Source organism: Gillisia sp. Hel_I_86 (assembly GCF_007827275.1).
Lineage (GTDB): Bacteria > Bacteroidota > Bacteroidia > Flavobacteriales > Flavobacteriaceae > Gillisia.
In genome coordinates, this window is record NZ_VISE01000001.1 from 933537 (window position 1) to 958662 (window position 25126).

The window sequence follows — 25126 nt, forward strand, 5'->3', positions numbered from 1 at the left end:
TTTACTGATTATTAGTTTATTATAAAAAATAAATAAAGTATTATTGAATGTGAAAATATGATTTGATGTGGAAAAGATGTGGTTAAAAAATAGAATTTACAACGTTTTCGTAACGAAGCCTTTACATTTTCATAAGAAATTTAACTAGGTTTTGGCTTTTGGAGAGATGAAATTTCTTTCTTAACCTATAACGATGTAACTCTATACTTCTAAAAGTTATTCCTATTAAAGGGGCGATCTCCTTTGAACTTAAATTCATTTTCAAATAAGCACAAAGTTTTAGATCTTTAGGGGTAAGACTGGGATATTTTTTTTGCAATACTTTAAAAAAGTCGTCATGAACTTCATTGAAATTTCGCTCGAACAACTTCCACTCATCCTGGGAATTGGATTGCCTATCTTTGATATCCATTAATTTTGAATAGAGCTTTTCATTATCCTTTTTGATATTGGATTTATTGATTTCCTGCTCCATTTCGGTAAGAATATCCTCCTTCCTTGCCATTAAAGCTGCATAACTGGCCAATTCCTTACTTTTGGCTTTCAGTTTGGCACGTAGCTTATCCTGCTCCAGTTGCGTGATCCTTTTACTGTTTTCAAAATTCTGGCGTTGGATCACAAGTTTTTGTTCATATCCCAATTCTTTCTCATAAGCCCTCTTGCGTTTAACGAATTTTAGTTTGTTATATAAGTGAATTAGGTAAAAAATCACCATAAGAATAAAGACATAGATTCCCCATGCCCAACCGCGTAGGAACCATGGTTGAAGAATTTTAAAGCTGAAGCTTGAAATGTCACTTTCCACTAATTTCACATTATTTTTAACCTTAAAAACAAACCTGCCGGGTGGGAGGTTGTTGTAGGAAACCAGATGGGATTTGGATGGAGTAGACCAAGAATTATCATAACCCTCCAGCTTATAAGTATAAACAGGAAGGGAAAGTTTCCCGGGATCCTTACTGGAAAACCAGAAACCAATGGCGTTTTTATTATATGCAATTTCATCATTGTCTTTTAGATCTGACAACTCCCCATTAATAAATACCTTTTCGATATAGGCTTTCCCGGGAACTGTTTTTAGATCTATTTCAGAAATAGCGATTTTTAAAAACCCATCGTCCATAAATACGTATATATAAGATCCAATGGTAACTGCGCTTCGAAAATTCTTAATAATCCTGCTGTAAATAAGATCATCGTTGAGATTAAAACGCTTTCCGGTAGGGATATCCACAATTTTGAATGCGTCCGTGCTTTTGGAAACCACAAGCTGTTTATTTAAAGCAGCAATCTCATTAAATGGCCTTAGTTTTTTCTCTAGGACTTTGTCTTGCACCAGGGTGTCGTTCACAGAATCGTATTTCAAGATGGTTTTGTTCCTCGACAGGAAAATATTGTTCCCTACAGCAAATAATTGAGTCTGCTTAGACTTTATTTCTCTTTTTAAAATAAGGTTTTCATGATTTTCGGAAAGTGAAAATTGAAAAATACCTCTATATGCAGACTCAATCCAAAGGGTATTGTTTTCATCGAAATAAGCTTTATTAACCGGAAAGTTTATTTCAGGGTACCTCGAGAACAACCATTCGCCGTTCACTTTTCGATATCTTGCCACACCTGTATAATTGGGTTGTATATAATAGCTGGAATGTGGGATCTTAACAAAATCCATTCCTCCGTTTATATCATTAAGCTGCTTAAAATCACCATTTTTAATGATAAATGTTCCATTATTGTGGCCACATATTATTTCATTTTCAACCCGTGTTAAATTCCATACTTGCCCATTAGAAGATTTCAAAAAATCGAGTGTTCCATTTTTAAGATAGAAAACCCCATGATTAGAGCCCAAAATAAGTTGATCGTTATCTGAAATAATGGAGTACACAGTGCCCAATGCCCCAGATTTATCGTTGAAAGCGTATATGTCCTTGGAAAGGTGGATCTTGCTCAATCCATTATCCAAGGCCAACCATAGATTATTGTCATTATCTATAAACTGCCGAATTACGGTATTGTTTTGAAAACCATTTCCTTTATTAAAAACATATTTATAATGTCCTTTAGAATCCAATATTAGGAGCCCATGGTTAATGGTCCCAATACAAACAAAGCCATCTACAATCTTTAAATTATTTATTTCCAGGTTCTCGAATTTAGCATCCAAGGAAGATTCCCATTTACTTAAACTCCCATCCCTATAAAAATATAAACCGTTTAGTTGGGTAGCTATAAGAAGGCCATTGTTAAATGAAACCAAACTCTGAATGGTATATTCCTTTAATGGCGTACTCCAATCTATAAACGCTATGCCCCCATCTTTCAATTTATAGAGTCCGTTGTTCTTTGTGGTAATGTAAAGGGTATCGCCTATATAAAAACTATAAACAGCAGAGATCTCACCAAAAGGTATGACCATAATTCGATGATCCTTTTTACTGAAAACATACAGTTTTCCAAAAGACTGAAATAGGATCTTATCCTTAAAATCTATAATCTTCCAGATCTCATCATTATCAAAATATTTGGGTGCTACCGAAGAACTCAAGGAAGTATACACCAGTTCGTTCTTAGCGTTTTTGAGCCAGTAGCCGAATTCATGATAGGAACCGGTATAAACAGTGTCATTTATAACCTTGACAGAACGAATTGTAAATGGGTTTGGCAGTTTGTATTTTTGCCAAAAATCCCCGTTAAAGGTGAGAAGATTGGTGCCATTGGCTATAAAAATTGTGCCTTCGGAATTTTGCGAGATGTCCCAATTGGAGTTTTCCCCTTTGTAATCCTGTTTGTTGTAGTTTTTAAAATAAGGACTAATCTCTTGGGCAGAGATAGAAATCGTGAAAAGAAATAGAATTATTGAGTTTCTTATCATTACCTGTAATTACAATAGATGAAATGCAAGGTAAAGAAAAAAAGAAATTTCGATCGATTTTAATTTTGACCAGAGGCTATTTTAATCTCTAACTGGTTTCCGGCGCCAATTTAACTTCCAAACCTTCCAGTTCTGCAGTTATTGGAATCTGGCAACTTAACCTACTACTGTCTTGTACGAAAAATGCCTGATCCAGCATGTCTTCTTCTTCGTAGCTCTTTTCAGGAAGCAAATGTTCATGACTTAAAACATAGCACTGGCAGGACGCGCACATCGCCATTCCGCCGCAGATACCAATTGTACCTTCTGGAGCCAATTCATGCATGCGCACTATCTCCATCAAGTTCATGTTCATATCTATGGGCGCTACTACATTGTGAGCTTCACCTCCTCTATCTATTATGGTAATTTTAATATCAGACATATCTTGAAAAAACTGAAATCCTTAATTTATACTTTTAACAACTTCGCGTTTCGCTTCCTTTTTAGAACCATCAAATCCGTTTATCCCGCTTACCGTAGTATATTTCATAACATACTTCTTTTCTGGGTAGATTCGTTGGTACGCGCTCTGGCACATAATAGCAGCTTCATGAAAACCACAAAGGATCAGCTTTAATTTTCCAGGATAGGTATTTACATCCCCAATAGCGTAAACTCCAGGAATAGTTGTTTGATAATCGTAAGTATTATCTACCTTGATCGCATTTTTCTCGATTTCCAAACCCCAATCGCCTATTGGGCCTAGTTTTGGGGACAGCCCAAATAACGGAATAAAATGATCTGTAGGTTTTACTTCTTCTTCTGCAACATTCCCTTTATGACGAATAACAACAGCCTCTAAACGATTATCCCCTTTAAGATCTACAACTTCAGCATCGGTAATTAAATTGATCTTCCCAATCTTGGATAACTCTTCTACTTTTTCCACGGAATCCAAGGCTCCCCTAAAATCCCTTCTTCGGTGCACTAAAGAGACTTCCTTTGCAATATTGGACAGAAAAATAGACCAGTCTAAAGCCGAATCTCCTCCGCCCGCGATTACCACAGATTTACCCCTATAAACTTCTGGATCTTTAATAATATAGGAGACTCCTTTATCTTCAAAATTGGCTATTGAAGGGATTGGTGGTTTTCTAGGTTCGAAACTGCCTAAGCCCCCTGCAATTACAACAACGGGTGCAGTATGTTTAACTCCCCTAGAGGAAGTAACCATAAATGTGCCGTCCTCAAGTTTATCGAGAGTTTCCGCTCGATCCCCCAAGGTGAAACCAGGACGAAATGGCTTTATTTGTTCCATAAGGTTGCCTACCAGATCTCCCGCCAATATTTCTGGAAATCCGGGAATATCATAAATTGGCTTTTTGGGATAGATCTCGGCACATTGCCCACCAGGAACAGGCAAGGCATCTATTAAATGACATTTAAGTTTAAGCAATCCCGCCTCGAACACGGCAAACAAACCTGTGGGTCCGGCGCCGATTATAATAATATCTGATTTAATCATTCTTTTTCAATTTGCAATAAAAGATAAGTGGCTAAAATTCCACTTACCTTTCAATATTCACCACTTTTTCAATTTGCGGCGCATATTTTTTGATGGTCATTTCCACACCAGATTTCAATGTCATTTGGTTAACGTGGCAACCAACACAAGCCCCTTCCAACTGAACCTTCACAAGGCGATTATTGTCTTCTATAGACACCAAGGAGATATCCCCTCCGTCGCTTTGCAAAAAAGGCCTAATTTCTTGCAGGGCCTTTTCAACATTGATCCTGATTTCTTCCGTTGTCATTTAGTTCTTTTTAACTGCACTACATCCAGCCATCGTAGTTATTTTAATAGCCTCTGTTGGAGGCAAGCTTGTATTTCTGTTTACTGTTTCCTGAACCACATTTCTGGTTAGTTCTTCAAAAGAACTTTCCAAAGCAGTAGCCGTTTGTAATGCTGCCGGCCTTCCCAGATCTCCAGCTTCACGGATGCTTTGTACCAGTGGAATTTCCCCTAAAAATGGCACTCCAAGATCGGTTGCCAGATTTCTTGCCCCTTCTTTTCCAAAAATATAATACTTATTCTCTGGTAATTCCTCTGGAGTGAAATATGCCATATTTTCTATGATCCCCAAAACGGGAACATTGATGCTCTCTTGTTGAAACATGGCAACGCCTTTTTTGGCATCGGCAAGTGCCACATTTTGTGGTGTGCTTACAATAACAGCTCCTGTGATAGGAAGGGATTGCATAATGGATAAATGAATATCCCCTGTCCCCGGAGGAAGATCTATCAACATAAAATCCAATTCGCCCCAAGCTGCATCAAAAATCATCTGATTTAATGCTTTGGCTGCCATTGGACCACGCCAAACTACTGCTTGATCTGGTTTCGTAAAAAAACCTATGGATAATAATTTAACTCCGTAACTCTCTACAGGTTTCATCTTGGACTTTCCATCTATGTATACAGATAAAGGTCTTTCAGCTTCCACATCCAACATGATGGGCATAGAAGGCCCATAGATATCGGCATCCAACAACCCAACTTTAAAACCCATTTTGGCCAAAGAAACGGCTAGGTTTGCGGTCACCGTGGATTTGCCAACGCCACCTTTTCCAGAGGCAATTGCAATTATATTTTTGATGCCCGGAATGGCCTTCCCTTTTATCGTAGGTTTTTCTGGAGCTTCCACTTTGATATTGACTTTTACGATAGCCTTATCGAAGATCTTTTCTTGAATAACTTTAATTATATCTGCTTCGGCCCTTTTTTTAATATGCATTGCAGGAGTGGTCATTACCAAATCTACTACTACCTCATCTCCAAAGGTCATCACATTTTTCACGGCGCCACTTTCCACCATATTGCTTCCTTCACCAGAAAGGGAAATAGTTTCTAGAGCTGCAAGTATATCTTTTCTCTCTAATTTCATTTGAACTTATTTCATTTTCAACCTCTTATATAGATTGATTCTAAAATGCAAATATAGAAGGTTTCCCAAAGATAAAGAAGTATTCCGCGAAAATTATAGATGCATCTTCCAGCAATTTAAAGCGGTCTCCCCAATTCCTTATTTGGATCCCAGAAAATTTTTTCGAAATTTTGAATTTGGTTATCCCTAACCACTATTCCTTCACTTTCCAACAATTGCTGCATGGCATTTGTGCCTCCAAAGTGATGTTTTCCCGTGAGCAATCCCAATCTATTCACCACTCTTTGTGCAGGTACATTTTCCAGATCATGCGCTTTGTTCATCGCCCAACCTACCATTCTGGCACTTCTTGCCGCACCTACATATCTGGCGATAGCTCCATAAGAAGAAACCCTTCCAAAAGGAATAAGCTTTACCACCTCATAAACTCGCTCAAAAAAGTTGGTTTCCATGGCCATTTTTAATAATAGAAAATCCTGATCAAGGTTATTATCACTAAAACCAACATTAAAGCCGCCATAAAATAATTGGAATATTTAGCGAAAACTACCGACTTATCCTCAATTTTCCAGAAGGAAAAAATATAAAAATATAGGGTTGTAAATGTACCCAAAGTAGCCGCCAACACAAAAAACAACATCACAGACCAATCATAACTAACCCCGCCACCAACGTTTAGGGCTGCAGCAATGGCAACGAAAAAAGGAATTGGAAATACATTTAAAACCGCTACCAACATACCTTTAAAAATACTGTTGGAATTGGCCTTTTTAGAATGTTTTTTCATGTGGGAATCACTTCTGGCCTTCATATAAAAATAAATCATTAAGACTATGAATATAACAAGCCCGGTCCTAAGAAGAATGTTGCGGACAAAAGGATTATCGAAAATATATTTTGCCAGGAAAACAGCGATTAATGCCTGAAAAAAGACAATAATGGATGCACCAATCGCAACATAAATTCCATTTCTCTTTCCATATTCCACACAAGTTTTAGCCACTGTCATGTTTACTAATCCAGGGGGTACTACTCCTAAAAGAGCTGCGAAATATGTGATCAGGAAAATTTTTGTTTCCTCCAAATTGCTACTTTATCTTAAATTGAATATAGGTAATGGGTTTCCCTTGCTCAAGGTACTGTTTTTCATAGAAAGTTTGTATCCCCACCACCTCTTTTGGAGAATATACATTTTTGTACACATCATGGTTAGCATGCAAGATTTCATGTCCCTCCCCATGTAGCAGCCCCAATGTATATCCATGCATAAACTCACTATCTGTCTTTAGGTTTACCAAGCCCCCTGGTTTTAAGATATGCTTATATTTTTTAAGGAATTCAGAATTTGTTAACCTATGCTTGGTGCGCTTGTATTTTATTTGAGGATCTGGAAAGGTGATCCAGATTTCATCCACTTCATTTTCTTCGAACAACAACTCTATAAGTTCTATTTGGGTTCTAATAAATCCGATGTTCTTCATGCCCTCCTCAACAGCGGTCTTTGCGCCCCTCCAAAAACGGGCACCTTTAATATCCACCCCAATAAAGTTTTTATCCGGATTGGCTTGGGCCATCGCAACACTATATTCCCCTTTTCCACAACCCAATTCCAAAACTATAGGATTGTTGTTCTTAAAAAAATCTTTGTTCCAATTCCCTTTAAGAGGATAGGTGTGATCTACAATTTCTTGCCTGGATGGCTGAACAACATTGTTAAAACTTTCATTTTCCCTAAATCTCTTGAGTTTGTTCTTGCTGCCCACGTGTAGTTGAATATTTTGCCAAAATTAACTAAAATAGATCAGAAAGTCATTATTGGATTTTTATGTGTTTTGGATATTTTTAAAAATTAAATTGTTTGTCCCTAAAGTATCTTAAACGAAAAAGACGTCATTCTGTTCCGATATGTAGCAGAATTGTTTCAGAATCTCATTTCAATGTAAATCAATGCAATATTGAGACCCTGAAATAAATTACCATTGACGAATTTTTATTTATTTGTGAATCCAAGACCCTGAAACCAGTTCAGGGTGACGATGCGAAATTGTCGTCATGCTGAACTTGTTTCAGCATCCCCTCAGCTTATATAAAAAACACGTCAATTTCCTACGCTGGATAACTTTTTTATCACGGGTCTCAGGGTGACGAAAGAAATATTAGGACAAAAAACGAATATACATATAAACCAAGAACCCCGGGGCAAGCCCACGAGGTATGTATTGGAAAATATTTTTAAAAAATTCGAGGCAAGCCTCGGGGAATTAAACCCTCAATAAGGGATTAATGCACGTTTCTTGTTTCAACAATGGGTTGATTATATTTGCTTATGTCGAAAAAACGGATTTTAGTTGCCCCATTAAATTGGGGTTTAGGCCATGCAACAAGATGCATCCCAATAATCAATGAACTAGTTCGTCAAGATTTTGAACCTGTTATCGCTTCAGATGGAGCTGCGCTAGAATTACTTCGGAAGGAATTCCCAGATTTGGAACACCATGTTTTGCCGGAATATAATATTACTTATTCAAAAAAGAATACTTTTTTTAAATTGAAACTTTTAAGTCAAACCCCAAAAATAATCGCTGCGATTCAGCAAGAAAGAAAAACAACAAAAAAATTGGTAGATTCCCACAACATTTCAGGGATTATTTCTGACAATAGATGGGGAGTGAGAAGCAAAAAAGTTCCATCGGTATTTATAACCCATCAGTTAAAAGTGCTTTCTGGAAGTTCAACTTTGTTAAGCAGTAAAATTCAGCAAAAATTGATTTCAAAATTCACGGAATGCTGGGTTCCCGATTTTGAAGAGAAACCTAATTTAAGTGGGGAAATGGGACATTTAGAGAAAACACCGTTTTCAGTAAGATATATTGGACCCCTAAGTAGATTTACGAAACTACAACTTCCAGTTAAACACAACTATGCCATCCTACTCTCTGGGCCTGAACCCCAGCGGGAAATTTTAGAAGAACTACTTCTGAAAGAATTTAAAAACTATTCATCTCCCGTTTTAGTGGTTCGAGGAGTATTGGAAAAGGAATCTAAAAGCGAGAAAATGGGGAACCTTAAAATTTACAACTACTTGATTGGAAGAGAATTGGAAGAGGCATTAAACAGTAGCGAAGCCATCATTTGCAGATCTGGTTATACCAGTGTGATGGACATTGCGAAATTAGAGAAGAAAGCTTTTTTTATTCCCACTCCAGGACAACCGGAGCAAGAATATTTAGCAAAGGATTTAACTAAAAAAGGCTTCGTGGACAGTTGTGACCAAAATAAATTTACCCTGAAGAAATTGGAAAATCTGGAAAATACGAGTGGTTTAAGCTTTGATTTTTTTACCAGCAGTTTTAGTGCTGCTTTTGGCCTTTTCCAGTGTAAATGAAAATTCGCTGCTTACTCCATAAACACTTTCTACATAGATTTTCTCATTATGTGCTTCCAGAATATGTTTTACTATAGAAAGCCCCAACCCCGAACCTCCTTCTTTTCTAGATCCGCTTTTATCTACCCTAAAAAAACGTTCGAACAGGCGGGGAATATTTGCTTTTTCTATCCCTTCCCCATTATCTGAGATCCTAATGATCACCTTATTTTTAATGAGGTTCTCGATACTTACTTCAGTAGTCCCGTCCTTTTTACCATATTTAATAGAGTTCACCACCAAATTGGAAATTACCTGTTGCATTCTATCCATATCGGCTTTTACCATAATGGGCTCTTTATAAGGGCGGTCGAAAACAAGGGAAATATTTTTTTTTGCAGCTTTCATCTCCAAAAGGTCGAAGACGTTCTGGATTAATTCGACTATATTAAAATCCTCTTTATTTAAATGAAGGTCACCGGTTTCCAATTTGGTGATCATATCCAGATCTTTTACAATATAAATAAGCCGTTCCACCCCTTTATTTGCTCTCTGCAAGTATTTTTTACGCACTGCTTTATCCTTCATGGCGCCATCCAACAACGTGAGGATGTAGCCTTGCACAGTAAATAATGGGGTTTTAAGTTCGTGGGAAACATTTCCAATAAACTCTTTTCTATAGGTCTCTCTAACCTGTAAAGTTTCAATCTCGAGCTTTTTACCTTTGGCGAATTTTTCTACTTCCTTGGTTAGGGTTGCCATATCTGTAGTGATCTGGCTGGGATCCAAAGTGCTTGCGTCCAAAAGTGCAACATTATCGTAGATGTTTTTTATACGCTTGTAAATGAAATGTTCTACCCTATATTGAATTATAATAAAAGAGATCAAAAAACAAACTAAGGCAAAACCAAGAGTTGGCCAAATTAAAAATCCTGAAGTCCACAAGGAAAAAACACCCACAATCAAAGTGAGAAATATGGAAAGATATAACGAGGTCTTAAAAGAAAATTTATATGAACGCTTAAAACTTTTAGCCATTAAACAACAAACTTATAACCTACTCCTTTTACAGTTTTAAAACTGTCGTCCCCAATTTTTTCGCGTAGTTTTCGAATATGTACATCGATAGTTCTTCCGCCAACTACCACATCGTTGCCCCACACATTATCCAAGATATCTTCTCTTTTAAAGACTTTCCCAGGTTTGGATGCAAGTAGTGAAAGTAATTCAAATTCTTTTCTTGGCAAGATAATTTCCTTTTCGTTATTAATGATTTTATATTCATCCCTATTAATAACCAGGTTCCCAATTTTCACAATATTGGACGAGGGTTCAGTTTCCTTAAATCTTCTAAGCAAAGCGTTTACCTTACTTACTAAAACCTTGGGTTTTATAGGTTTGGTAATATAATCGTCTGCGCCGGCATCAAAACCCGCCATTTGGGAATAATCCTCTCCCCGGGCTGTTAGGAATGTTATCATGGTTTCGGCTAATTCCGGGATTTTTCGGATTTGCTCACAAGCTTCAATTCCGTCCATCTCAGGCATCATAACATCTAGTATGATAAGTTGTGGTTTTTTTTTCTTGGCGAGTTTCACTGCTTCGATACCATTTTCAGCGGTAATTACATGATAGCCTTCCGCAGAAAGATTGTAACCAACGATCTCCAAGATATCCGGCTCATCATCCACCAACAAAATTGTTATGTTTTTTTTCTTCATGAGAATTGAAACTATTCATTGAGATTATATAGGTAAAGATAAAATTAATCTCCCATAGTTTTATCCAAATCCCTATTGGTAACACTTAGGTAACAATGCCTTTATGGTTTAAAGCCCTTAAAGCCCCAATAATTTCGGTGCCCTAGACCCCAAAAACATCAATTTTGAGGTTTTATCTTATTGTTCCTTCTAAACAATAAGATAACATTAAAACGCCCGTCATTAACCCAAAGGTAAAGTTTAGGTAAGCTTTAAACAGGATTAAGGTGGTTAATTTGTCTTGAATTTAAACCTAAACAGATTAAAATTTAAAATTAACGATTTATGAAAAAATTATTTTTAACCGGAATGGCATTAACAGCCTTGCTTTTTACAAGCTGTAGCAAAGATGATAATGCAGCTCCACTGGTACAACTAGCAACCTGTACCGATGGAATTAAGAATGGAAATGAAACCGGGATAGATTGTGGTGGCGCTTGTGTGCCCTGCAAAACTGCAAATATAGATTCGGATCTATCAGGATTGATTTCTCAGGATTTAACCTTAACCAAAGATATTATCTGGGAATTGAACGGAAAGGTAGTAGTTGGCGATGGAGTTACTTTAACAATTGAACCCGGAACTATTATTAAAGGTACAGAAGGAACAGGATCTTTGGCTTCTGCACTAATCGTTGGTAGAGGTGGATTAATTGATGCCCGAGGGACCGCAGAGGAACCAATCATTTTTACCTCTATTAATGATAATATTCAAGTAGGCCAAAAGGCCGGAACTAATCTGGATGAAAACGACAGGGGCCTTTGGGGTGGAGTTTTAATTTTAGGAAAAGCACCAGGTTCATTTGAAGGTGATCCTGAGGAATCTCAAATTGAAGGAATCCCTGCCGATGACGAATTTGGCCGCTTCGGTGGTACTGATCCGGAAGATAATTCAGGATTTTTCCAATATGTTTCTATCCGTCACGGAGGTGCCTTAATTGGTTCTGGTAATGAAATCAATGGTTTGTCCATGGGTGGTGTTGGTAGCGGTACCTTAATAGATAATATCGAAGTTGTAGGTAATGTAGATGATGGTTATGAATTTTTTGGTGGAACTGTAAACCCAACCAATCTAGTAGCTTTCGCAGGTGGAGATGATGGCCTTGACGTTGACATGGCTTATTCAGGAACTATAACCAATGCACTGGTGATCCAAGGAAACATTTCAGACCATGCTTTGGAAATTGATGGTCCTGAAGGAACTCTTCTAGGCGCATTTACTATAGACGGTTTAACCATAATTGGTGATCCAAGTGCTCCACAAGGTGAAATCGCCGATTTTAGGGATGCAGCGAAGGGAACAATTAAAAATGTGTTTATTAAAGGATTTGGCGCTACTCAAGATCTCGAATTTGATGATGCCGGTACAGCCGAAAATTATATCGATGGAAGCCTTAGTTTTTCTGCCTGGGAAATAGTTTTGCCTGAAGGAGTTTCAAGTGTTGAAGATCTATTTAATGATACTACCGATAGTACGACCCTAAAAGCTGATTCTGCCAACTTTGCCACTGCGGTACAAGCCGGATCACAAACCGTAGGTGCAGACCTTTCGGTATTCGATTGGACCTTTGCCAAAGCACGTGGCGCATTCTAAAAAAAAAATTGACCAGCATATAAAACTACAGCAAATTGCTCGCCCCTTTTAGGGTCGGGCAATTTATTATAAAGATTAATTATTTGAAATTTCTATGAAAACTAAATTCACACTAGTTTTAATTTTAAGTTTATTGTTTAATTTCACTTATGCACAAAAAGGAAAAATATCCGGGACCATTAACGATACAGAAGTAAATGATGTGCTGCCCTTTGCAAATGTTTTTATCAAAGGCACCTCTATAGGTACAACCACAGATTTTGAAGGAGATTATACCCTGGCAGCAGATAAAGGCACCTACACCATAGTGTTTTCCTTTGTAGGTTATGAAACCCTTGAAGTTTCACAGGTTATTGTAAAACCCGGGGAAACTACCAGCCTGAATGTCAACATGAAATCATCGGCCGGCGCTTTGGATGAGGTGATAATTACTACCACTACCGCAAGGGATACAGAAGCTTCTGTGCTTAGCCTTCAAAGAAATTCGGTCAATTTAATGGATGGATTGTCCTCTCAAAGTTTCAGCAAAATAGGAGCCAGTGATGTTTCAGCTGCGGTTAAAACTGTTCCTGGGGTATCTGTACAAGATGGAGGACACGTGTATGTAAGAGGTCTGGGAGACAGATATACCAAATCTATTTTGAACGGAGTAGATATTCCCGGATTGGATCCGGATAGGAACAGTATTCAATTGGATATATTTCCTACAAATATTCTGGATAATGTATTAGTTATTAAATCCTCAACCGCCGATCTTCCGGCCGATTTTACCGGGGGAATGGTGAATATAATTACCAAAGATTTTCCTGCCAGGGCAGAATATAGTGTTTCAATAGGAGGAACTTATAATCCCGGAATGCACCTTAAATCAAATTATTTGCAATATAATGGTGGAAATACCGATTTTCTTGGCTATGATGATGGCACCCGCGATTTGCCGGTTAGGAGGCGACAGGTTTTTCCAAGACCATTTGATAATGATGAAGCATTGACTAGGCTTACCCAGCGATTCAATCCAGTTTTAAGTGCTTCTACCGCTACCAGTCCAATAGATTTTAGCGGCGGTTTTACAGCAGGGAATCAATTTGATGTGGGAAAAAACAACAAACTCGGATTTTTTGCTTCTGCATCCTATAAAAATACTACGGAATTTTATGAAAATTATGAGAGCAATTCCTATTTAAAACCTCGGGAGACAAATGAATTGGAACTTAGACCTGCGCGAACCCTGAGGGGCGATTATGGGAAAAATAAGGTTTTATTAAGCGGAATGGCCGGATTAGCCTTTAAAACCCAAAAATCAAAATACCAGTTAAATATACTGCACATTCAAAATGGAGAATCCACTGCAGGATATTTCAATGAAAATATCTTCGTTGCAGATGCTATTGAGGTTTTTCGGGATAACCTTGAATATACACAACGCTCCATTACCAATGCTATATTATCAGGGAAACATTCCAATAAAGATGCAAGCTGGACTACAGAATGGAAACTTTCTCCATCACTTGCACAGGTAAACGATAAAGATGTGCGGATTACTGCTTTTGAATTTGACAATAATTCCGGAAGTTATAGTATTCGTCCAAGTTCTTCTGAAAGTCCAACAAGAATTTGGAGGGATCTGGAAGAGATCAATTTGGTGAGCAAACTTGATCTTTCAAAAAGACACGATCTTTTTAAAAGAAATGCAACCCTAAAATTTGGCGGAGGTTACACATACAAGCAACGGGATTTCAGTATAGATCAATACCAAATTTTAATTCAAGGTTCGGTTAGCCAAAATTACAATGGTGATGCCAACCAGATTTTAACTCCCGGAAATATCTGGACACCACAATCCGGAACTGGATCTTATCTAAATGGTTTCTACGAACCTGCCAATACCTTTGATGCATATAATACTAATGCAGCTGCATATATTTCTGAAGAATTCAATATTTCAGATAAAATAAAAACCATTTTAGGAGTGCGATTTGAAAAATTCGATTTGTTCTATACAGGCCAGAATAATCTTGGCGATTTAAAACTGGATAACGAACACCTAATAGATAAAGCCGATATTTTTCCTTCGGCCAATATTATTTACAGCACTACAGATAATGCAAATCTTCGTTTGTCTTACGCCAGAACTACAGCAAGGCCTTCCTTTAAAGAAGCCTCTATCGCTCAAATTTACGACCCCTTAACCAACAGGACGTTTATTGGGAATCTCAATATTCGTCCAACTTATATTGACAATCTGGATATCCGTTATGAAATTTTCGGGAAATCAACAGAGTTATTAGCCATAAGCGGATTTTATAAATCCTTTACCGATCCAATCGAGTTGTCTATTTACAGTGATTTTTCTGCAGATAATTTTCAGCCCAGAAATGTAAATGATGCTATAGTATATGGAATAGAACTTGAAGTGAGAAAGAACCTGGATTTTATTTCCCCGGCCTTTGAAAAATTTGCTGTCAATTTAAATATATCCCTAATAGATTCCGAAGTTAAAATGGACAGGAGCCCAAACGGGGAATTTGAATCGAAGCAGCGCAATTTAAGAGTGGGTGAGAAATTTGATGGCAGCAGGGAACTTCAGGGCCAATCTCCTTACCTTATCAATTCAGGAATTAATTATAACAATAATGAGAACGGTTGGCAAGCAGGCATTTTCTATAACGTTCAGGGAAAAACCCTGGAATTGGTAGGTTTAGGTACCGTTCCGGATGTTTACACCATGCCTTTTCACAGTTTAAATTTAAATGTGAATAAAACATTTGGAGAAACCGGAAATTCTGTCATCTCATTAAAAGTTTCCAATATTTTGGATGAGGTCATAGAAAGCAGGTTCCAGTCCTTTAATGCTGAAGATCAAATCTTCTCAAAAAGAAGTCCGGGACAGCCAATATCTTTAAGTTATTCTTATAAATTCTAATTGTAGTACTGCATTAAAAAACCGAAAGAGGCAGCCTATAAAAATTAACAATAGAATTATCATGATAGTTGCTGTAGAAGGAGGAGATGGAGATCCAAGTAGTGCCTCAGATTACATCAATTTAACATATGGACCTGGAGCTAAAGCAGCTACAACATCCATTAACGTTTCTGCTGTTGGTTCCGCTGATGGCACAGACATAAAGAACGAAGTTGGTGCTACTATCAATTTAATGTCGTTGAAGGAAACACAGGAGAAGATGCTTCTTTGTTTGGATGGACAGGTTAGAACATCACATTCATCCAATAATTTGAATTAGCCATTCAAAATTAGATATGATGAAAAACCGCCAATTGGCGGTTTTTGTTGTTATAATAACCATTTATTAAAATTAAGACAACATTACAAGAACTTTAATGCAATACTTATTATTATAAACCATTTAATTTAAATATTATTGATAGAGCTGTCTACCTAAATACTTATATTTTGTTAGGTAAAATAAAAGGAAAATGGAAAAATCCAAGGGCCAAGGGATGCTGGAATATTTTGATAAATTTAAAACCGATTTGGATTGTTTGGAATATTCAGCAAATCCTAAATGGAAGGATGGCTTCCTTTGTGTAAAATGTGAACATACAAAATTCACGATCCGTAAAGCTAATTTAGCCAGGGATTGCAATAGATGCCACCATATTGAAAGCCCAACTGCCAATACCTTGTTTCACAAAGTTGAAATTGGTGTAAGAAAAGCATTTATGATCGTCTTTGAAATGAGTGCCACAACAAAAAGCATGTCTTCACGCCAAATGGCAAAACGAGTAAATGTTAGCAGGAGCACAACTTGGTTGTTTATGCATAAAGTTCGGAGTGCTATGAAAAGCAGTGAATGCTACCCAATTACAGCCACTGTTATCGTTGATGAATTTGTGTTTGGGGGAAAAGAAGATTTAAAACCCGGAAGAAGTACAAATACCAAGAAAAAAAAAGTAGTGGCAGCTGTTGAAATCGACAAAAAAGGTGGTGTTAAAAGAGCCCATTTCAAAAGTATCAAAGATTATTCATCTACATCATTAGAAAAAATATTCGATGCCCATATTTCAACAACAGCAAAGGTGGAAACAGACCAATGGACAGGGCATGAACCATTAATGGGCTTGTATGACATAACTCAAACAAAGAGTAATAAAGGTGCTACATTTTTTGAAATGAACACGATAACCCATCACGTGAAATCTTGGTTAAGGAGCACTTTTTCATGGATGCATGAGGGGCATATTGAAAAGTATTTAGATGAGTACAGTTACCGACTTAACAGATCGAACAGCAAGGAAACAATATTTGATAATCTAATTAACAGGAGGATTGAATCCAAACCACTGACTTATGAACAAATTTCAATAAGTAGTTAATTGGACACCTCTATAAAACTATAAGTATTCCAGCAATAGGAGCAAATGTACAGATGGATTTTTTAATCAGACCTTTTATACAAATACTGATTTTACTCCTGGTTTGCAGGGCTATTGGTATATTATTGCGAGGATAAAAGCATCAGACTCTGATGATTCAAATACTACTGCAGCAATTAAGGTATATTTTAATCCTAATAGATCACCAGTACCTGCCATATCAAAAACTTTTAAAACAAACATGAGCTTATCCAAAAACTCTACCATTTATAATATGGACGTTTATGACTTTTCTGGGAATAAAGTTATTGATGATCATAACTTAACAGAAGATGAGAAGGACAAAATAATTTCTGAATTACCAAAAGGATATTACATCATTAAAACCCAAGAAGAAAAAACGGTTAAAATTAGAAAAAATTAAATTTATAAACTTTACAGCGATCTCAACCGCTGGAATTACTGTACTACAGTTCAAGAAAGAATCCGGGGCAACATTCAGCAACATCTATATCGAAGGTTACCAAACCAATTTGGATATGAAGGACAACGGACCGGTAGCCAATGTGAAGATTGACGGGACAAATGCCAGTATTTCAGGAAATTACAAACCCGGAACCAAGCTGGATGTATCTGGATGGCCTTGGAGGAACGCAAGCTTATAAAAATAAATTCCGGGTTGGGATGTCCTTTAATTAGTTGAAATTAGCATTTGAATGAAAAAAGAGATGAGGTGTAACTACCTCATCTCTTTTGTTTTGAGAGTAAAATATGAATAGTTAATTATATGCACAAGCATGAATTATTGGTATCATTTTTGAATTATTTATTGTAGATTTACAGTTGCCAACGTAAAAAGTATGAAAAAATTCTACATCTTAAGTTTATTATTGGTTTGTTTTCTGCTGTTCGCCCCTAGGTCTATAGCTCAAAACACAGCGCTTCCTACGTTTACTGCAGAAAAACCTATTGAGGGCCTTTCTATTTATCCCAACCCTGTGGTTGGCAGTAAAGTATATATTACATCCAATAAAAATCACGCTAAAGAAGTAGAAATTTATAATGTTCTAGGTAAAAAAGTGCTAATTGCCCGTATCACTGGGAAAGAACTGGATGTTTCAGAATTAACTCCTGGAATCTATATTTTAAAAATCAAAGAAGGAGTTACTCAAGCTACCAGAAAGCTGGTGGTCAGGTAATTTTAAAATCCTCTAATAAAAAAAGCTTCTAACCGTAGAGGCTTTTTTTATTTCAACGCATACCCTTTCTTCTGAGTTTAATAATTCGTCACCCTGTGACCAGTGATAAAAAAAATTATCTAGCGTAGGAAACTGAAAATTTAAAAATCAATTCAAATATTGCCTGTTGAAAAATATCAGAGCATATCCCTCCTAAGCGAGGATGACACTAAAAAAGACTTGTCATTCTGAAGGAAACATAGTGGACTGAAGAATCTCAATACGACAGAATCAATTTACCTAGAGATCCCTTCTAGTGTCGGGATGACATAGAATAAATTAATATACCGTCGGGACGGCATGACGAAAAACCTGGAGGTAGTTAGTTAAAAGTAATAACTGTGGCAATAGCGGGCAATCACTTTTATTTCTACCTTTGCCTTCATTTTCTTCAAAACCCATAAATGGATCCAGAAAAGATCTTTTCTATTTCTTCTGAACAAGCTTTCAAGGAAATTGCACTGGAAATTTTTAGATTTCAATATGCCAACAATCCGGTATATCGAAAGTTTTCAGATTTGTTAAAAATAGATCCGAAGCGGATAAACAGGATTGAAAAAATTCCTTTTTTACCTATAGGCCTTTTTAAGTCTCATACTATATTATCTTCTGAAGAACCTATCCAGAAAACATTTACTAGCAGTGGCACTACGGGTACTAAAACCAGTAAGCATTATGTGACAGATCTCGCGGTTTACGAGCAGAGTTTCAATCTAGGTTTTAAAAAGTTCTACGGGGATATTGAAGATTATGTGGTTTTAGCGCTCTTGCCTTCTTATCTGGAACGGGATGGTTCTTCTTTAATTTACATGGCGCAGCATTTAATTGAAGAAAGTGCACATCCGGATAGTGGATTCTATCTTAATAACCTTGCTGAATTAAAAGAAAAATTGATTTCCTTGGATAACAAAGGCCAAAAAGTGCTACTTATTGGGGTGTCTTTTGCCTTATTGGATCTTGTAGAAGACTTTCAGTTTAAACTGAAGAATACCATAGTTATGGAAACAGGCGGCATGAAAGGCAGGCGCAAAGAAATGATTAGGGAGGAACTGCATAGTATTCTAAAAAAGGGTTTTGGTGTAGCTACCATACATAGTGAATATGGAATGACAGAATTATTGTCACAGGCATATTCCGCAGGAAATGGGATTTTTGATTGCCCTCCTTGGATGAAAATCTTGATTCGGGATCCTGAAGATGCACAATCTTTTCTCGAAAATAATAGTACCGGCGGAATTAATGTGATAGATCTCGCAAATATTAATTCCTGCTCTTTTATTGCAACCCAAGATCTTGGTAAAAAGCACGCAAACAATTCGGTAGGAATTATGGGAAGGTTTGATAACAGCGATATACGCGGGTGCAACCTAATGGTACTTTAAGCACACCAAATCACTTTCTGTTTTAGCGAAAAAAAATAGAAAAACTTTCAAAAAAGTGTAATGAAAAAGAAATTTTTCGAACTAATAACTGTAAACATAATTTTTGGTTAGGTTTTTGTTTACAATAAGCTATATGAATTTTTTCATATTGGATTGGTTAGTTAGTTGCAAAGCCCTTTAACATCTTAATGTTTAGGGGCTTTTGCATTATACCACTCTTAAAATATAGGTATTTCTCTTCCCTTTATTAATGATAACATATTTGTTATTTATAAGATCTGATTGAGAAATAAGGTAATCCTCCCCCACTTTTTCTTTATTTACAGAGATAGAATTTTCTTTTAAAGCTCTTCTTGCCTCTCCATTGGAATTTAAAAATCCTGTTTTAGCGGCTAAAGCGGCAATCATGTCCAATCCGGCATCTATATCGGCTCGTTCGATTTCTGCCTGCGGTACTCCTTCAAAAATATCCAAAAAGGTAGCTTCGTTTAAACTTCTAAAATCGGCCGCAGTACTTTTTCCGAAGAGCACATTTGAAGCTTTTACCGCATTCTCAAAATTTTCTTCCCCATGTACCGTAATCGTTACTTCTTCAGCCAAACGTTTTTGGAGTGATCTTAAATGAGGCTCTTTTGAGTGTTCTGCTATTAGCTCCTCAATCGTTTTTTGATCCAGAAATGTAAAGATCTTGATATATTTTTCAGCATCTTCATCACTGGTATTTAACCAATATTGGTAAAATTTATAAGGAGACGTCCTATTTGCATCCAACCATACATTCCCACCTTCACTCTTACCAAACTTGCTACCATCACTCTTGGTGATTAAAGGGCAGGTAAGCGCAAAGCCTTTTCCGTTTCCAATCCTTCTAATAAGCTCGGTTCCGGTCGTGATATTTCCCCACTGGTCGCTTCCGCCCATTTGCAGGGTGCAGGCCTGATTTCTATATAAATGAACAAAATCGTAACCCTGTACCAATTGATAGGTGAACTCCGTAAAAGACATTCCTTCGGTATCTTCTCCAGAAATCCTGTTTTTCACAGAATCTTTGGACATCATATAATTTACCGTAATATGCTTGCCTACATCCCTTATGAAATCCAGAAAAGAAAATTCTTTCATCCAGTCGTAATTGTTCACTAAAATCGCTTCATTTTTTTCTCCTGAAGAAAAATCCAGAAAATGTGAAAGTTGTTTTCGCACGCATTCTTGATTATGCCTTAAAGTGGCTTCATCCAAAAGGTTACGTTCGCTAGATTTCCCAGATGGATCCCCTATCATTCCTGTTGCCCCACCTACCAAGGCTACCGGTTTATGTCCACAACGCTGAAAATGTGCCAACAACATAATGGGTACCAAGTTCCCAATATGCAAGGAATCTGCAGTTGGGTCGAAACCTATATATGCAGCACGCATTTCTTCCAGCAAGTGCTCTTCGGTCCCGGGCATCATATCGTGCATCATGCCTCTCCAGGTAATTTCCTCAACAAAATTCATAAGTATATTATTTTCAATATTAATTCTAAAAAATTCTTTTATGTATATCCGTTTTATGTCCTAAAAGTTCTTTTGTCACCCTGAATTTATTTCAGGGTCTCATATCGTATTGATTCCCATTGAAATGAGATGCTGAAACAAGTTCGGCATGACGACAATTCCGCATCGTCACCCCGAACTGGTTTCAGGGTCATGGATTCACAAATAAATAAAAATACATCAATGGTAATTTATTTCAGGGTTTAATATTTCACTTATTTACATGGTATTGAGATTCTGAAACAAGTTCAGAATGACCTTCTTTTTTAGTTTAGGATACTTTACGGACAAATCATTTCTTTTATATAAAATATTGAATCTAGAAGTTATATTCCATTATCCAATAGAAAACAGCGGTAAAGATACCAATAACTGCCATTTTTCCTAAGTTGAAATAGCTATATTTACCATATGATATTAGTTACCGGAGGCACAGGACTAGTGGGCTCACATTTACTTTTGGATTTGGTGAAGTCTGGGAAAAAAGTTAGGGCGATCTATAGAACAGAAAGCAAACTTACTGAGGTGAAAAAGGTGTTTTCCTATTATGTCCCAGCTAAAGAAGCCACTTTTTTGTTCGATTCTATAGATTGGGTTCAAGCAGATATATTGGATATCCCTTCCCTTAATGAAGCATTTAAGAATGTGGACTATGTATACCACTGTGCGGCAATAATCTCCTTTGATGCCAATAATGCACAGCAGCTAAGAACAACAAATATTGAAGGAACTGCCAATATTGTGAACTCTTGCATAAAATTCAATGTCGAAAAACTGTGCCATATCAGCTCTATAGCCACAATGGACCTTGCTTTGGGAGACGAACAAATTTCTGAAAATTATACTTGGTATCCGGAAAAGGAACATAGCGATTATGCCATCTCAAAATATGGAGCCGAAATAGAGGTGTGGAGAGGGACCCAGGAAGGTCTTCACGCAGTAATAGTTAATCCCGGAGTAATCATTGGCCCCGGATTTTGGAACGCTGGCAGCGGACAATTATTCAAAAAAACAAATAACGATTTAAACTATCATTTCCCAAAGACAACTGGTTTTGTTGGAGTGCAGGATGTGTCCAAAGCTTCCATTCTCCTTATGGATTCTTCCATAGAAAATGAGCAATTTATCTTGGTTTCCGAAAACTTGAGTTTTAGAACGGTCTTAAAATGGGGAGCAGAAAGCCTTCATAAAAAAGCGCCACAAACCAAATTGAAACCCTGGATGGTCTTTGTTGGCTGGATCTACCAAAGTATTGCAAACATCTTATGGGGAGCCAAGAAACAACTTTCAAGAAATGATTATAAATCATTGTTTAAGCATTCCTATTATAGCAATGAGAAAATTAAGCGGAAAACAGGGTTTTCATTTACACCCATAAAAAGCGTTATAATAGAAACTGGGGCCTTATTTAAAGCAGAAAAAAAACCTTAATAAACCTCCTCGCTTACCGCTTGCAAACCAAGACTATCAATTAAAATAGCTTTTGGCATTATTTTAAGGCTCTCTATACTTAAAGTGTCTTTTGTGTCCAATAACCTTATAGAATCTTCAATTCGTTGTTCTTCTTCTCTAATCACTTCCAACTTCGCCTTCATAGCTTCCAGGTTTTGCTTCACCTTTTGGTAAATGCCTTCGAATTTATCATACTTTTTAGCGTAATAGGTCGTGCTTTCTGCCAATTGCAAACTGTCGATCTTATATTTCGAATAAAGATAGGTGTCTGGCTGAAGGCCAGTTTCTTCAAGAATTCGCTTATTATAGTTTTTTGCAGAGTTCAATAGGTTCAATTCTGTAAGCACCTCCACCATTTTATCTTCAGATATCAAATTACCGGGTTTCTTGACCTCCTCTATATTCTGGCAGGAACTCAAGAAACAAGCAATTATAAACATCTTTAAAAACTTCATATTTTTACTATCTATCAAATGTCAACTGCTCTGCTACCTGGGCAAAAGGCATGAATTTGAAGTTGTTATAAACCAATTGGCCATTTACAAAGGTATGGGTAACCCTGGATTTAAAGGTCACGCCATCGAACGGGGACCATCCACATTTGTAAACCGTGTTACTAGGTTGTACGGCCCAAGGAGCATTAAGATCTATTAAAACAAGATCTGCTTTATAGCCTTCCCGAATGAATCCCCGTTTTTCAATTTGAAATAGAATTGCAGGGTTATGGCACATTTTTTCAACTATCTGTTCAAGGCTAATCTTTTCCTGATGATGCATTTGCAACATTGCGGGAAGTGCATGTTGTACCAAAGGACCTCCACTAGGTGCTTTGGTGTACACATTTTTCTTTTCCTCTTTTGTATGGGGTGCATGATCTGTAGCAATTACATCTATACGCCCCTCCAATAATCCTTTTAACAAAGCATCTTGATCCTTCTTTGTTTTTATTGCAGGGTTCCACTTAATCAAAGTTCCTTTCTTCTCATAATCGGAATCATTGAACCACAAGTGATGTACACAAACTTCGGCAGTGATCTTTTTATCTTTTAGAGGCAATTTATTGTCGAACAACTTTATCTCCTTTGCGGTAGAAAGATGAAAAACATGCAATCTTGCCCCTGTCTTTTTTGCTAGGGCAACGGCATTGGAAGAAGAAATATAACAAGCTTCCTCACTTCGTATTTTAGGGTGCAGTTCTATGGGAATATCATCCCCATAACGCTCCACACATTCAGCTAAATTCTTTTGGATAGTCGCTTCGTCTTCACAATGCACTGCGATCATTAAAGGGGATTTTAAGAAGATCTGTTCCAATACTTTTACATCATCTACCAACATGTTGCCTGTAGAAGAGCCCAAAAATAATTTTAGCGCAGCCGTGGTTTTAGGATCTACCTTTAAGATTTCTTCCAGGTTATCATTCGTGCCACCAAACATAAAAGAGTAGTTGGCATAGGAGGAATTCTTTGCCAAATCGAATTTCTCCTGCAACTTTTCTATGGTCGTGGTCTGGGGGTGGGTGTTTGGCATCTCTATAAAAGAAGTGATCCCACCTGCAATCGCAGCACGAGAACCTGTTTCTATAGTTTCTTTATGGGTTAAGCCTGGCTCCCTAAAATGCACCTGATCGTCTATAATTCCAGGAATAAGATAATTCCCTTCTGCATCTATTATTGCTAGATCGGGAGATTTTGCACTTATACTATCAGCTATTTCAACGATAATTCCATTTTCGATAAACACATCACCCTCCATAATTGTCCCTTCATTGACAATTCGTGCATTTTTAATTAAAACCTTCTTCATTATTTTGATGTCTTATTAAATAGACTTTTTAATTTCATATTAATTACTCCAAAAACAGCTTCAGAAATAATTCCTCCACTCATTTTAGAGCTTCCCTTGGTTCTATCGGTAAAAATTACCGGAATTTCCTTAATCTCAAAATTCTGCAAATATGCTTTAAATTTCATTTCTATCTGAAATGCATACCCAACAAAATGTATCTTATCCAGATCTATACTTTCCAGAACATTTCTTTTATAACAAACAAAGCCTGCAGTAGTATCATGAATATCCATGCCCGTGATAAATTGGACATATTTTGAAGCCAGCCATGAAAGCAGCACCCTGCTCATTGGCCAGTTGATCACATTTACTCCCGTTACATATCTGGAACCAATAGCAAGATCTGCACCATTTTTCTCACAGGTATTGTATAACCGAATGAGATCGTTGGGATTGTGCGAAAAATCGGCATCCATTTCAAAAACGTACTCATATTTATGAGCTAATGCCCATTTAAAACCGTGGATATACGCTGTCCCTAATCCTAATTTCCCTTGTCTTTCCTCTAAAAACAACGAACCAAAATACTCGGCCTGAAGCTCTTTTACCTTCGCAGCAGTTTGATCTGGAGAGTTATCATCTACCACCAAAATATGAAATTTGCGCTGCAAGGAAAATATGTTCCTTATCAGGCGTTCAATATTTTCAATTTCATTAAAGGTGGGTATAATGATTATCCCATTGGACATTCTAGAAATTTTGGGCAAATGTAACCATTTTTGTCCTTTTCAGGTTTAATTTTACTTTCAACTTTAGCGCTATTAATTATACATTTGTAAAAATTTGTAATTGGAAGCAATAGAACGATATATAAGC

Annotated in this window: 24 protein-coding genes; 10 read left to right on the forward strand and 14 right to left on the reverse strand. The window is 37.0% G+C overall.

The annotated features are described in order from the left end of the window. Positions 1 to 121: 121 nt before the first annotated feature. The 8 genes from JM83_RS04090 to trmB form a co-directional block, all read right to left on the reverse strand. Positions 122 to 2875 carry a triple tyrosine motif-containing protein gene (locus JM83_RS04090; RefSeq protein ID WP_144959621.1) on the reverse strand — a complete coding sequence of 918 codons (2754 nt, stop codon included), beginning with the start codon at positions 2873 to 2875 and terminating at the stop codon, positions 122 to 124. A gap of 88 nt (positions 2876 to 2963) precedes the next feature. After that, positions 2964 to 3299 carry a 2Fe-2S iron-sulfur cluster-binding protein gene (locus JM83_RS04095; protein WP_144959623.1) on the reverse strand — a complete coding sequence of 112 codons (336 nt, stop codon included), beginning with the start codon at positions 3297 to 3299 and terminating at the stop codon, positions 2964 to 2966. 21 nt (positions 3300 to 3320) lie between these two features. Then, entirely contained in the window at positions 3321 to 4382 is a 1062-nt protein-coding gene (locus JM83_RS04100; RefSeq protein ID WP_144959625.1) for an NAD(P)/FAD-dependent oxidoreductase, read from the reverse strand. Between the two features lie 43 nt (positions 4383 to 4425). Continuing rightward, positions 4426 to 4671: a NifU family protein gene (locus JM83_RS04105; protein ID WP_144959627.1), complete on the reverse strand. Its 246-nt coding sequence runs from the start codon at positions 4669 to 4671 to the stop codon at positions 4426 to 4428. After that, positions 4672 to 5802 (reverse strand): Mrp/NBP35 family ATP-binding protein, encoded by a 1131-nt coding sequence (locus tag JM83_RS04110; RefSeq protein WP_144959629.1) that lies wholly within the window; start codon positions 5800 to 5802, stop codon positions 4672 to 4674. Positions 5803 to 5918: 116 nt separating this feature from the next. Continuing rightward, complete coding sequence (locus JM83_RS04115; protein WP_144959631.1) at positions 5919 to 6260, reverse strand: MGMT family protein; 342 nt, start codon at positions 6258 to 6260, stop codon at positions 5919 to 5921. 2 nt (positions 6261 to 6262) lie between these two features. Beyond that, the gene (locus JM83_RS04120; protein ID WP_144959633.1) at positions 6263 to 6886 is read right to left on the reverse strand and encodes a LysE family translocator; all 624 of its coding nucleotides are present in this window, start codon (positions 6884 to 6886) and stop codon (positions 6263 to 6265) included. Between the two features lie 4 nt (positions 6887 to 6890). Then, positions 6891 to 7565 carry a tRNA (guanosine(46)-N7)-methyltransferase TrmB gene (gene trmB / locus JM83_RS04125; protein ID WP_144959635.1) on the reverse strand — a complete coding sequence of 225 codons (675 nt, stop codon included), beginning with the start codon at positions 7563 to 7565 and terminating at the stop codon, positions 6891 to 6893. 563 nt (positions 7566 to 8128) lie between these two features. On the opposite strand from trmB, the gene JM83_RS04130 reads away from it, so the two are divergent. Then, the gene (locus JM83_RS04130; RefSeq protein ID WP_144959637.1) at positions 8129 to 9187 is read left to right on the forward strand and encodes a glycosyltransferase; all 1059 of its coding nucleotides are present in this window, start codon (positions 8129 to 8131) and stop codon (positions 9185 to 9187) included. Here the strand turns inward: JM83_RS04130 and JM83_RS04135 are convergent. Next, a complete protein-coding gene (locus JM83_RS04135) occupies positions 9125 to 10204 on the reverse strand; it encodes an ATP-binding protein (protein WP_144959639.1) in 1080 nt (359 codons plus the stop codon). The genes JM83_RS04130 and JM83_RS04135 overlap by 63 nt on opposite strands. Next, the gene (locus tag JM83_RS04140; RefSeq protein WP_144959641.1) at positions 10204 to 10887 is read right to left on the reverse strand and encodes a response regulator transcription factor; all 684 of its coding nucleotides are present in this window, start codon (positions 10885 to 10887) and stop codon (positions 10204 to 10206) included. Before JM83_RS04140 ends, JM83_RS04135 begins: the two co-directional genes overlap by 1 nt. 324 nt (positions 10888 to 11211) lie before the next feature. On the opposite strand from JM83_RS04140, the gene JM83_RS04145 reads away from it, so the two are divergent. The 8 genes from JM83_RS04145 (at position 11212) to JM83_RS04175 (ending at position 19474) form a co-directional block, all read left to right on the forward strand. Then, a complete protein-coding gene (locus JM83_RS04145) occupies positions 11212 to 12519 on the forward strand; it encodes a hypothetical protein (protein ID WP_144959643.1) in 1308 nt (435 codons plus the stop codon). 94 nt (positions 12520 to 12613) lie between these two features. Continuing rightward, the gene (locus JM83_RS04150) at positions 12614 to 15442 is read left to right on the forward strand and encodes a TonB-dependent receptor (protein WP_144959645.1); all 2829 of its coding nucleotides are present in this window, start codon (positions 12614 to 12616) and stop codon (positions 15440 to 15442) included. A 61-nt stretch (positions 15443 to 15503) separates the two neighbouring features. After that, on the forward strand, positions 15504 to 15761 hold the full coding sequence (locus JM83_RS04155) for a hypothetical protein (protein WP_144959647.1): 258 nt from the start codon (positions 15504 to 15506) through the stop codon (positions 15759 to 15761). A 193-nt stretch (positions 15762 to 15954) separates the two neighbouring features. Continuing rightward, positions 15955 to 16854 carry an IS1595 family transposase gene (locus JM83_RS04160; protein ID WP_144959649.1) on the forward strand — a complete coding sequence of 300 codons (900 nt, stop codon included), beginning with the start codon at positions 15955 to 15957 and terminating at the stop codon, positions 16852 to 16854. 241 nt (positions 16855 to 17095) lie between these two features. Continuing rightward, entirely contained in the window at positions 17096 to 17278 is a 183-nt protein-coding gene (locus JM83_RS04165) for a T9SS type A sorting domain-containing protein (protein ID WP_144959651.1), read from the forward strand. A gap of 115 nt (positions 17279 to 17393) precedes the next feature. Then, positions 17394 to 17519 carry a hypothetical protein gene (locus JM83_RS19365; protein ID WP_261376338.1) on the forward strand — a complete coding sequence of 42 codons (126 nt, stop codon included), beginning with the start codon at positions 17394 to 17396 and terminating at the stop codon, positions 17517 to 17519. A gap of 195 nt (positions 17520 to 17714) precedes the next feature. Continuing rightward, on the forward strand, positions 17715 to 18053 hold the full coding sequence (locus tag JM83_RS04170; RefSeq protein WP_144959653.1) for a T9SS type A sorting domain-containing protein: 339 nt from the start codon (positions 17715 to 17717) through the stop codon (positions 18051 to 18053). 443 nt (positions 18054 to 18496) lie between these two features. Continuing rightward, positions 18497 to 19474 carry an acyl transferase gene (locus JM83_RS04175; RefSeq protein ID WP_144959655.1) on the forward strand — a complete coding sequence of 326 codons (978 nt, stop codon included), beginning with the start codon at positions 18497 to 18499 and terminating at the stop codon, positions 19472 to 19474. Between the two features lie 207 nt (positions 19475 to 19681). Here the strand turns inward: JM83_RS04175 and tyrS are convergent, their stop codons facing one another. Further along, positions 19682 to 20971 carry a tyrosine--tRNA ligase gene (gene tyrS, locus JM83_RS04180; RefSeq protein ID WP_144959657.1) on the reverse strand — a complete coding sequence of 430 codons (1290 nt, stop codon included), beginning with the start codon at positions 20969 to 20971 and terminating at the stop codon, positions 19682 to 19684. A 450-nt stretch (positions 20972 to 21421) separates the two neighbouring features. On the opposite strand from tyrS, the gene JM83_RS04185 reads away from it, so the two are divergent. Further along, complete coding sequence (locus tag JM83_RS04185; protein WP_144959659.1) at positions 21422 to 22441, forward strand: NAD-dependent epimerase/dehydratase family protein; 1020 nt, start codon at positions 21422 to 21424, stop codon at positions 22439 to 22441. Here JM83_RS04185 and JM83_RS04190 read toward each other — a convergent pair. From JM83_RS04190 to JM83_RS04200, 3 genes are read right to left on the reverse strand one after another with little or no spacing between them, the layout of a single operon-like run. After that, positions 22438 to 22917 carry a DUF4296 domain-containing protein gene (locus JM83_RS04190; RefSeq protein ID WP_144959661.1) on the reverse strand — a complete coding sequence of 160 codons (480 nt, stop codon included), beginning with the start codon at positions 22915 to 22917 and terminating at the stop codon, positions 22438 to 22440. The two genes, JM83_RS04185 and JM83_RS04190, sit on opposite strands and share 4 nt — an antisense overlap. A 7-nt stretch (positions 22918 to 22924) precedes the next feature. Then, positions 22925 to 24268 (reverse strand): dihydroorotase, encoded by a 1344-nt coding sequence (locus JM83_RS04195; RefSeq protein WP_144959663.1) that lies wholly within the window; start codon positions 24266 to 24268, stop codon positions 22925 to 22927. Further along, the gene (locus tag JM83_RS04200; protein WP_144959665.1) at positions 24268 to 24999 is read right to left on the reverse strand and encodes a polyprenol monophosphomannose synthase; all 732 of its coding nucleotides are present in this window, start codon (positions 24997 to 24999) and stop codon (positions 24268 to 24270) included. Before JM83_RS04200 ends, JM83_RS04195 begins: the two co-directional genes overlap by 1 nt. Positions 25000 to 25126 lie beyond the last annotated feature (127 nt).

Excerpts from the sequence above, each read along its gene's own strand:
- JM83_RS04090 (WP_144959621.1), bottom strand. The coding sequence starts at position 2,875 with ATGATAAGAAACTCAATAATTCTATTTCTTTTCACGATTTCTATCTCT.
- JM83_RS04095 (WP_144959623.1), bottom strand. The coding sequence starts at position 3,299 with ATGTCTGATATTAAAATTACCATAATAGATAGAGGAGGTGAAGCTCAC.
- JM83_RS04100 (WP_144959625.1), bottom strand. The coding sequence starts at position 4,382 with ATGATTAAATCAGATATTATTATAATCGGCGCCGGACCCACAGGTTTG.
- JM83_RS04105 (WP_144959627.1), bottom strand. The coding sequence starts at position 4,671 with ATGACAACGGAAGAAATCAGGATCAATGTTGAAAAGGCCCTGCAAGAA.
- JM83_RS04110 (WP_144959629.1), bottom strand. The coding sequence starts at position 5,802 with ATGAAATTAGAGAGAAAAGATATACTTGCAGCTCTAGAAACTATTTCC.
- JM83_RS04115 (WP_144959631.1), bottom strand. The coding sequence starts at position 6,260 with ATGGCCATGGAAACCAACTTTTTTGAGCGAGTTTATGAGGTGGTAAAG.
- JM83_RS04130 (WP_144959637.1), top strand. The coding sequence starts at position 8,129 with ATGTCGAAAAAACGGATTTTAGTTGCCCCATTAAATTGGGGTTTAGGC.
- JM83_RS04135 (WP_144959639.1), bottom strand. The coding sequence starts at position 10,204 with ATGGCTAAAAGTTTTAAGCGTTCATATAAATTTTCTTTTAAGACCTCG.
- JM83_RS04140 (WP_144959641.1), bottom strand. The coding sequence starts at position 10,887 with ATGAAGAAAAAAAACATAACAATTTTGTTGGTGGATGATGAGCCGGAT.
- JM83_RS04145 (WP_144959643.1), top strand. The coding sequence starts at position 11,212 with ATGAAAAAATTATTTTTAACCGGAATGGCATTAACAGCCTTGCTTTTT.
- JM83_RS04150 (WP_144959645.1), top strand. The coding sequence starts at position 12,614 with ATGAAAACTAAATTCACACTAGTTTTAATTTTAAGTTTATTGTTTAAT.
- JM83_RS04155 (WP_144959647.1), top strand. The coding sequence starts at position 15,504 with ATGATAGTTGCTGTAGAAGGAGGAGATGGAGATCCAAGTAGTGCCTCA.
- JM83_RS04160 (WP_144959649.1), top strand. The coding sequence starts at position 15,955 with ATGGAAAAATCCAAGGGCCAAGGGATGCTGGAATATTTTGATAAATTT.
- JM83_RS04165 (WP_144959651.1), top strand. The coding sequence starts at position 17,096 with ATGAGCTTATCCAAAAACTCTACCATTTATAATATGGACGTTTATGAC.
- JM83_RS19365 (WP_261376338.1), top strand. The coding sequence starts at position 17,394 with ATGAAGGACAACGGACCGGTAGCCAATGTGAAGATTGACGGGACAAAT.
- JM83_RS04170 (WP_144959653.1), top strand. The coding sequence starts at position 17,715 with ATGAAAAAATTCTACATCTTAAGTTTATTATTGGTTTGTTTTCTGCTG.
- JM83_RS04175 (WP_144959655.1), top strand. The coding sequence starts at position 18,497 with ATGGATCCAGAAAAGATCTTTTCTATTTCTTCTGAACAAGCTTTCAAG.
- tyrS (WP_144959657.1), bottom strand. The coding sequence starts at position 20,971 with ATGAATTTTGTTGAGGAAATTACCTGGAGAGGCATGATGCACGATATG.
- JM83_RS04185 (WP_144959659.1), top strand. The coding sequence starts at position 21,422 with ATGATATTAGTTACCGGAGGCACAGGACTAGTGGGCTCACATTTACTT.
- JM83_RS04190 (WP_144959661.1), bottom strand. The coding sequence starts at position 22,917 with ATGAAGTTTTTAAAGATGTTTATAATTGCTTGTTTCTTGAGTTCCTGC.
- JM83_RS04195 (WP_144959663.1), bottom strand. The coding sequence starts at position 24,268 with ATGAAGAAGGTTTTAATTAAAAATGCACGAATTGTCAATGAAGGGACA.
- JM83_RS04200 (WP_144959665.1), bottom strand. The coding sequence starts at position 24,999 with ATGTCCAATGGGATAATCATTATACCCACCTTTAATGAAATTGAAAAT.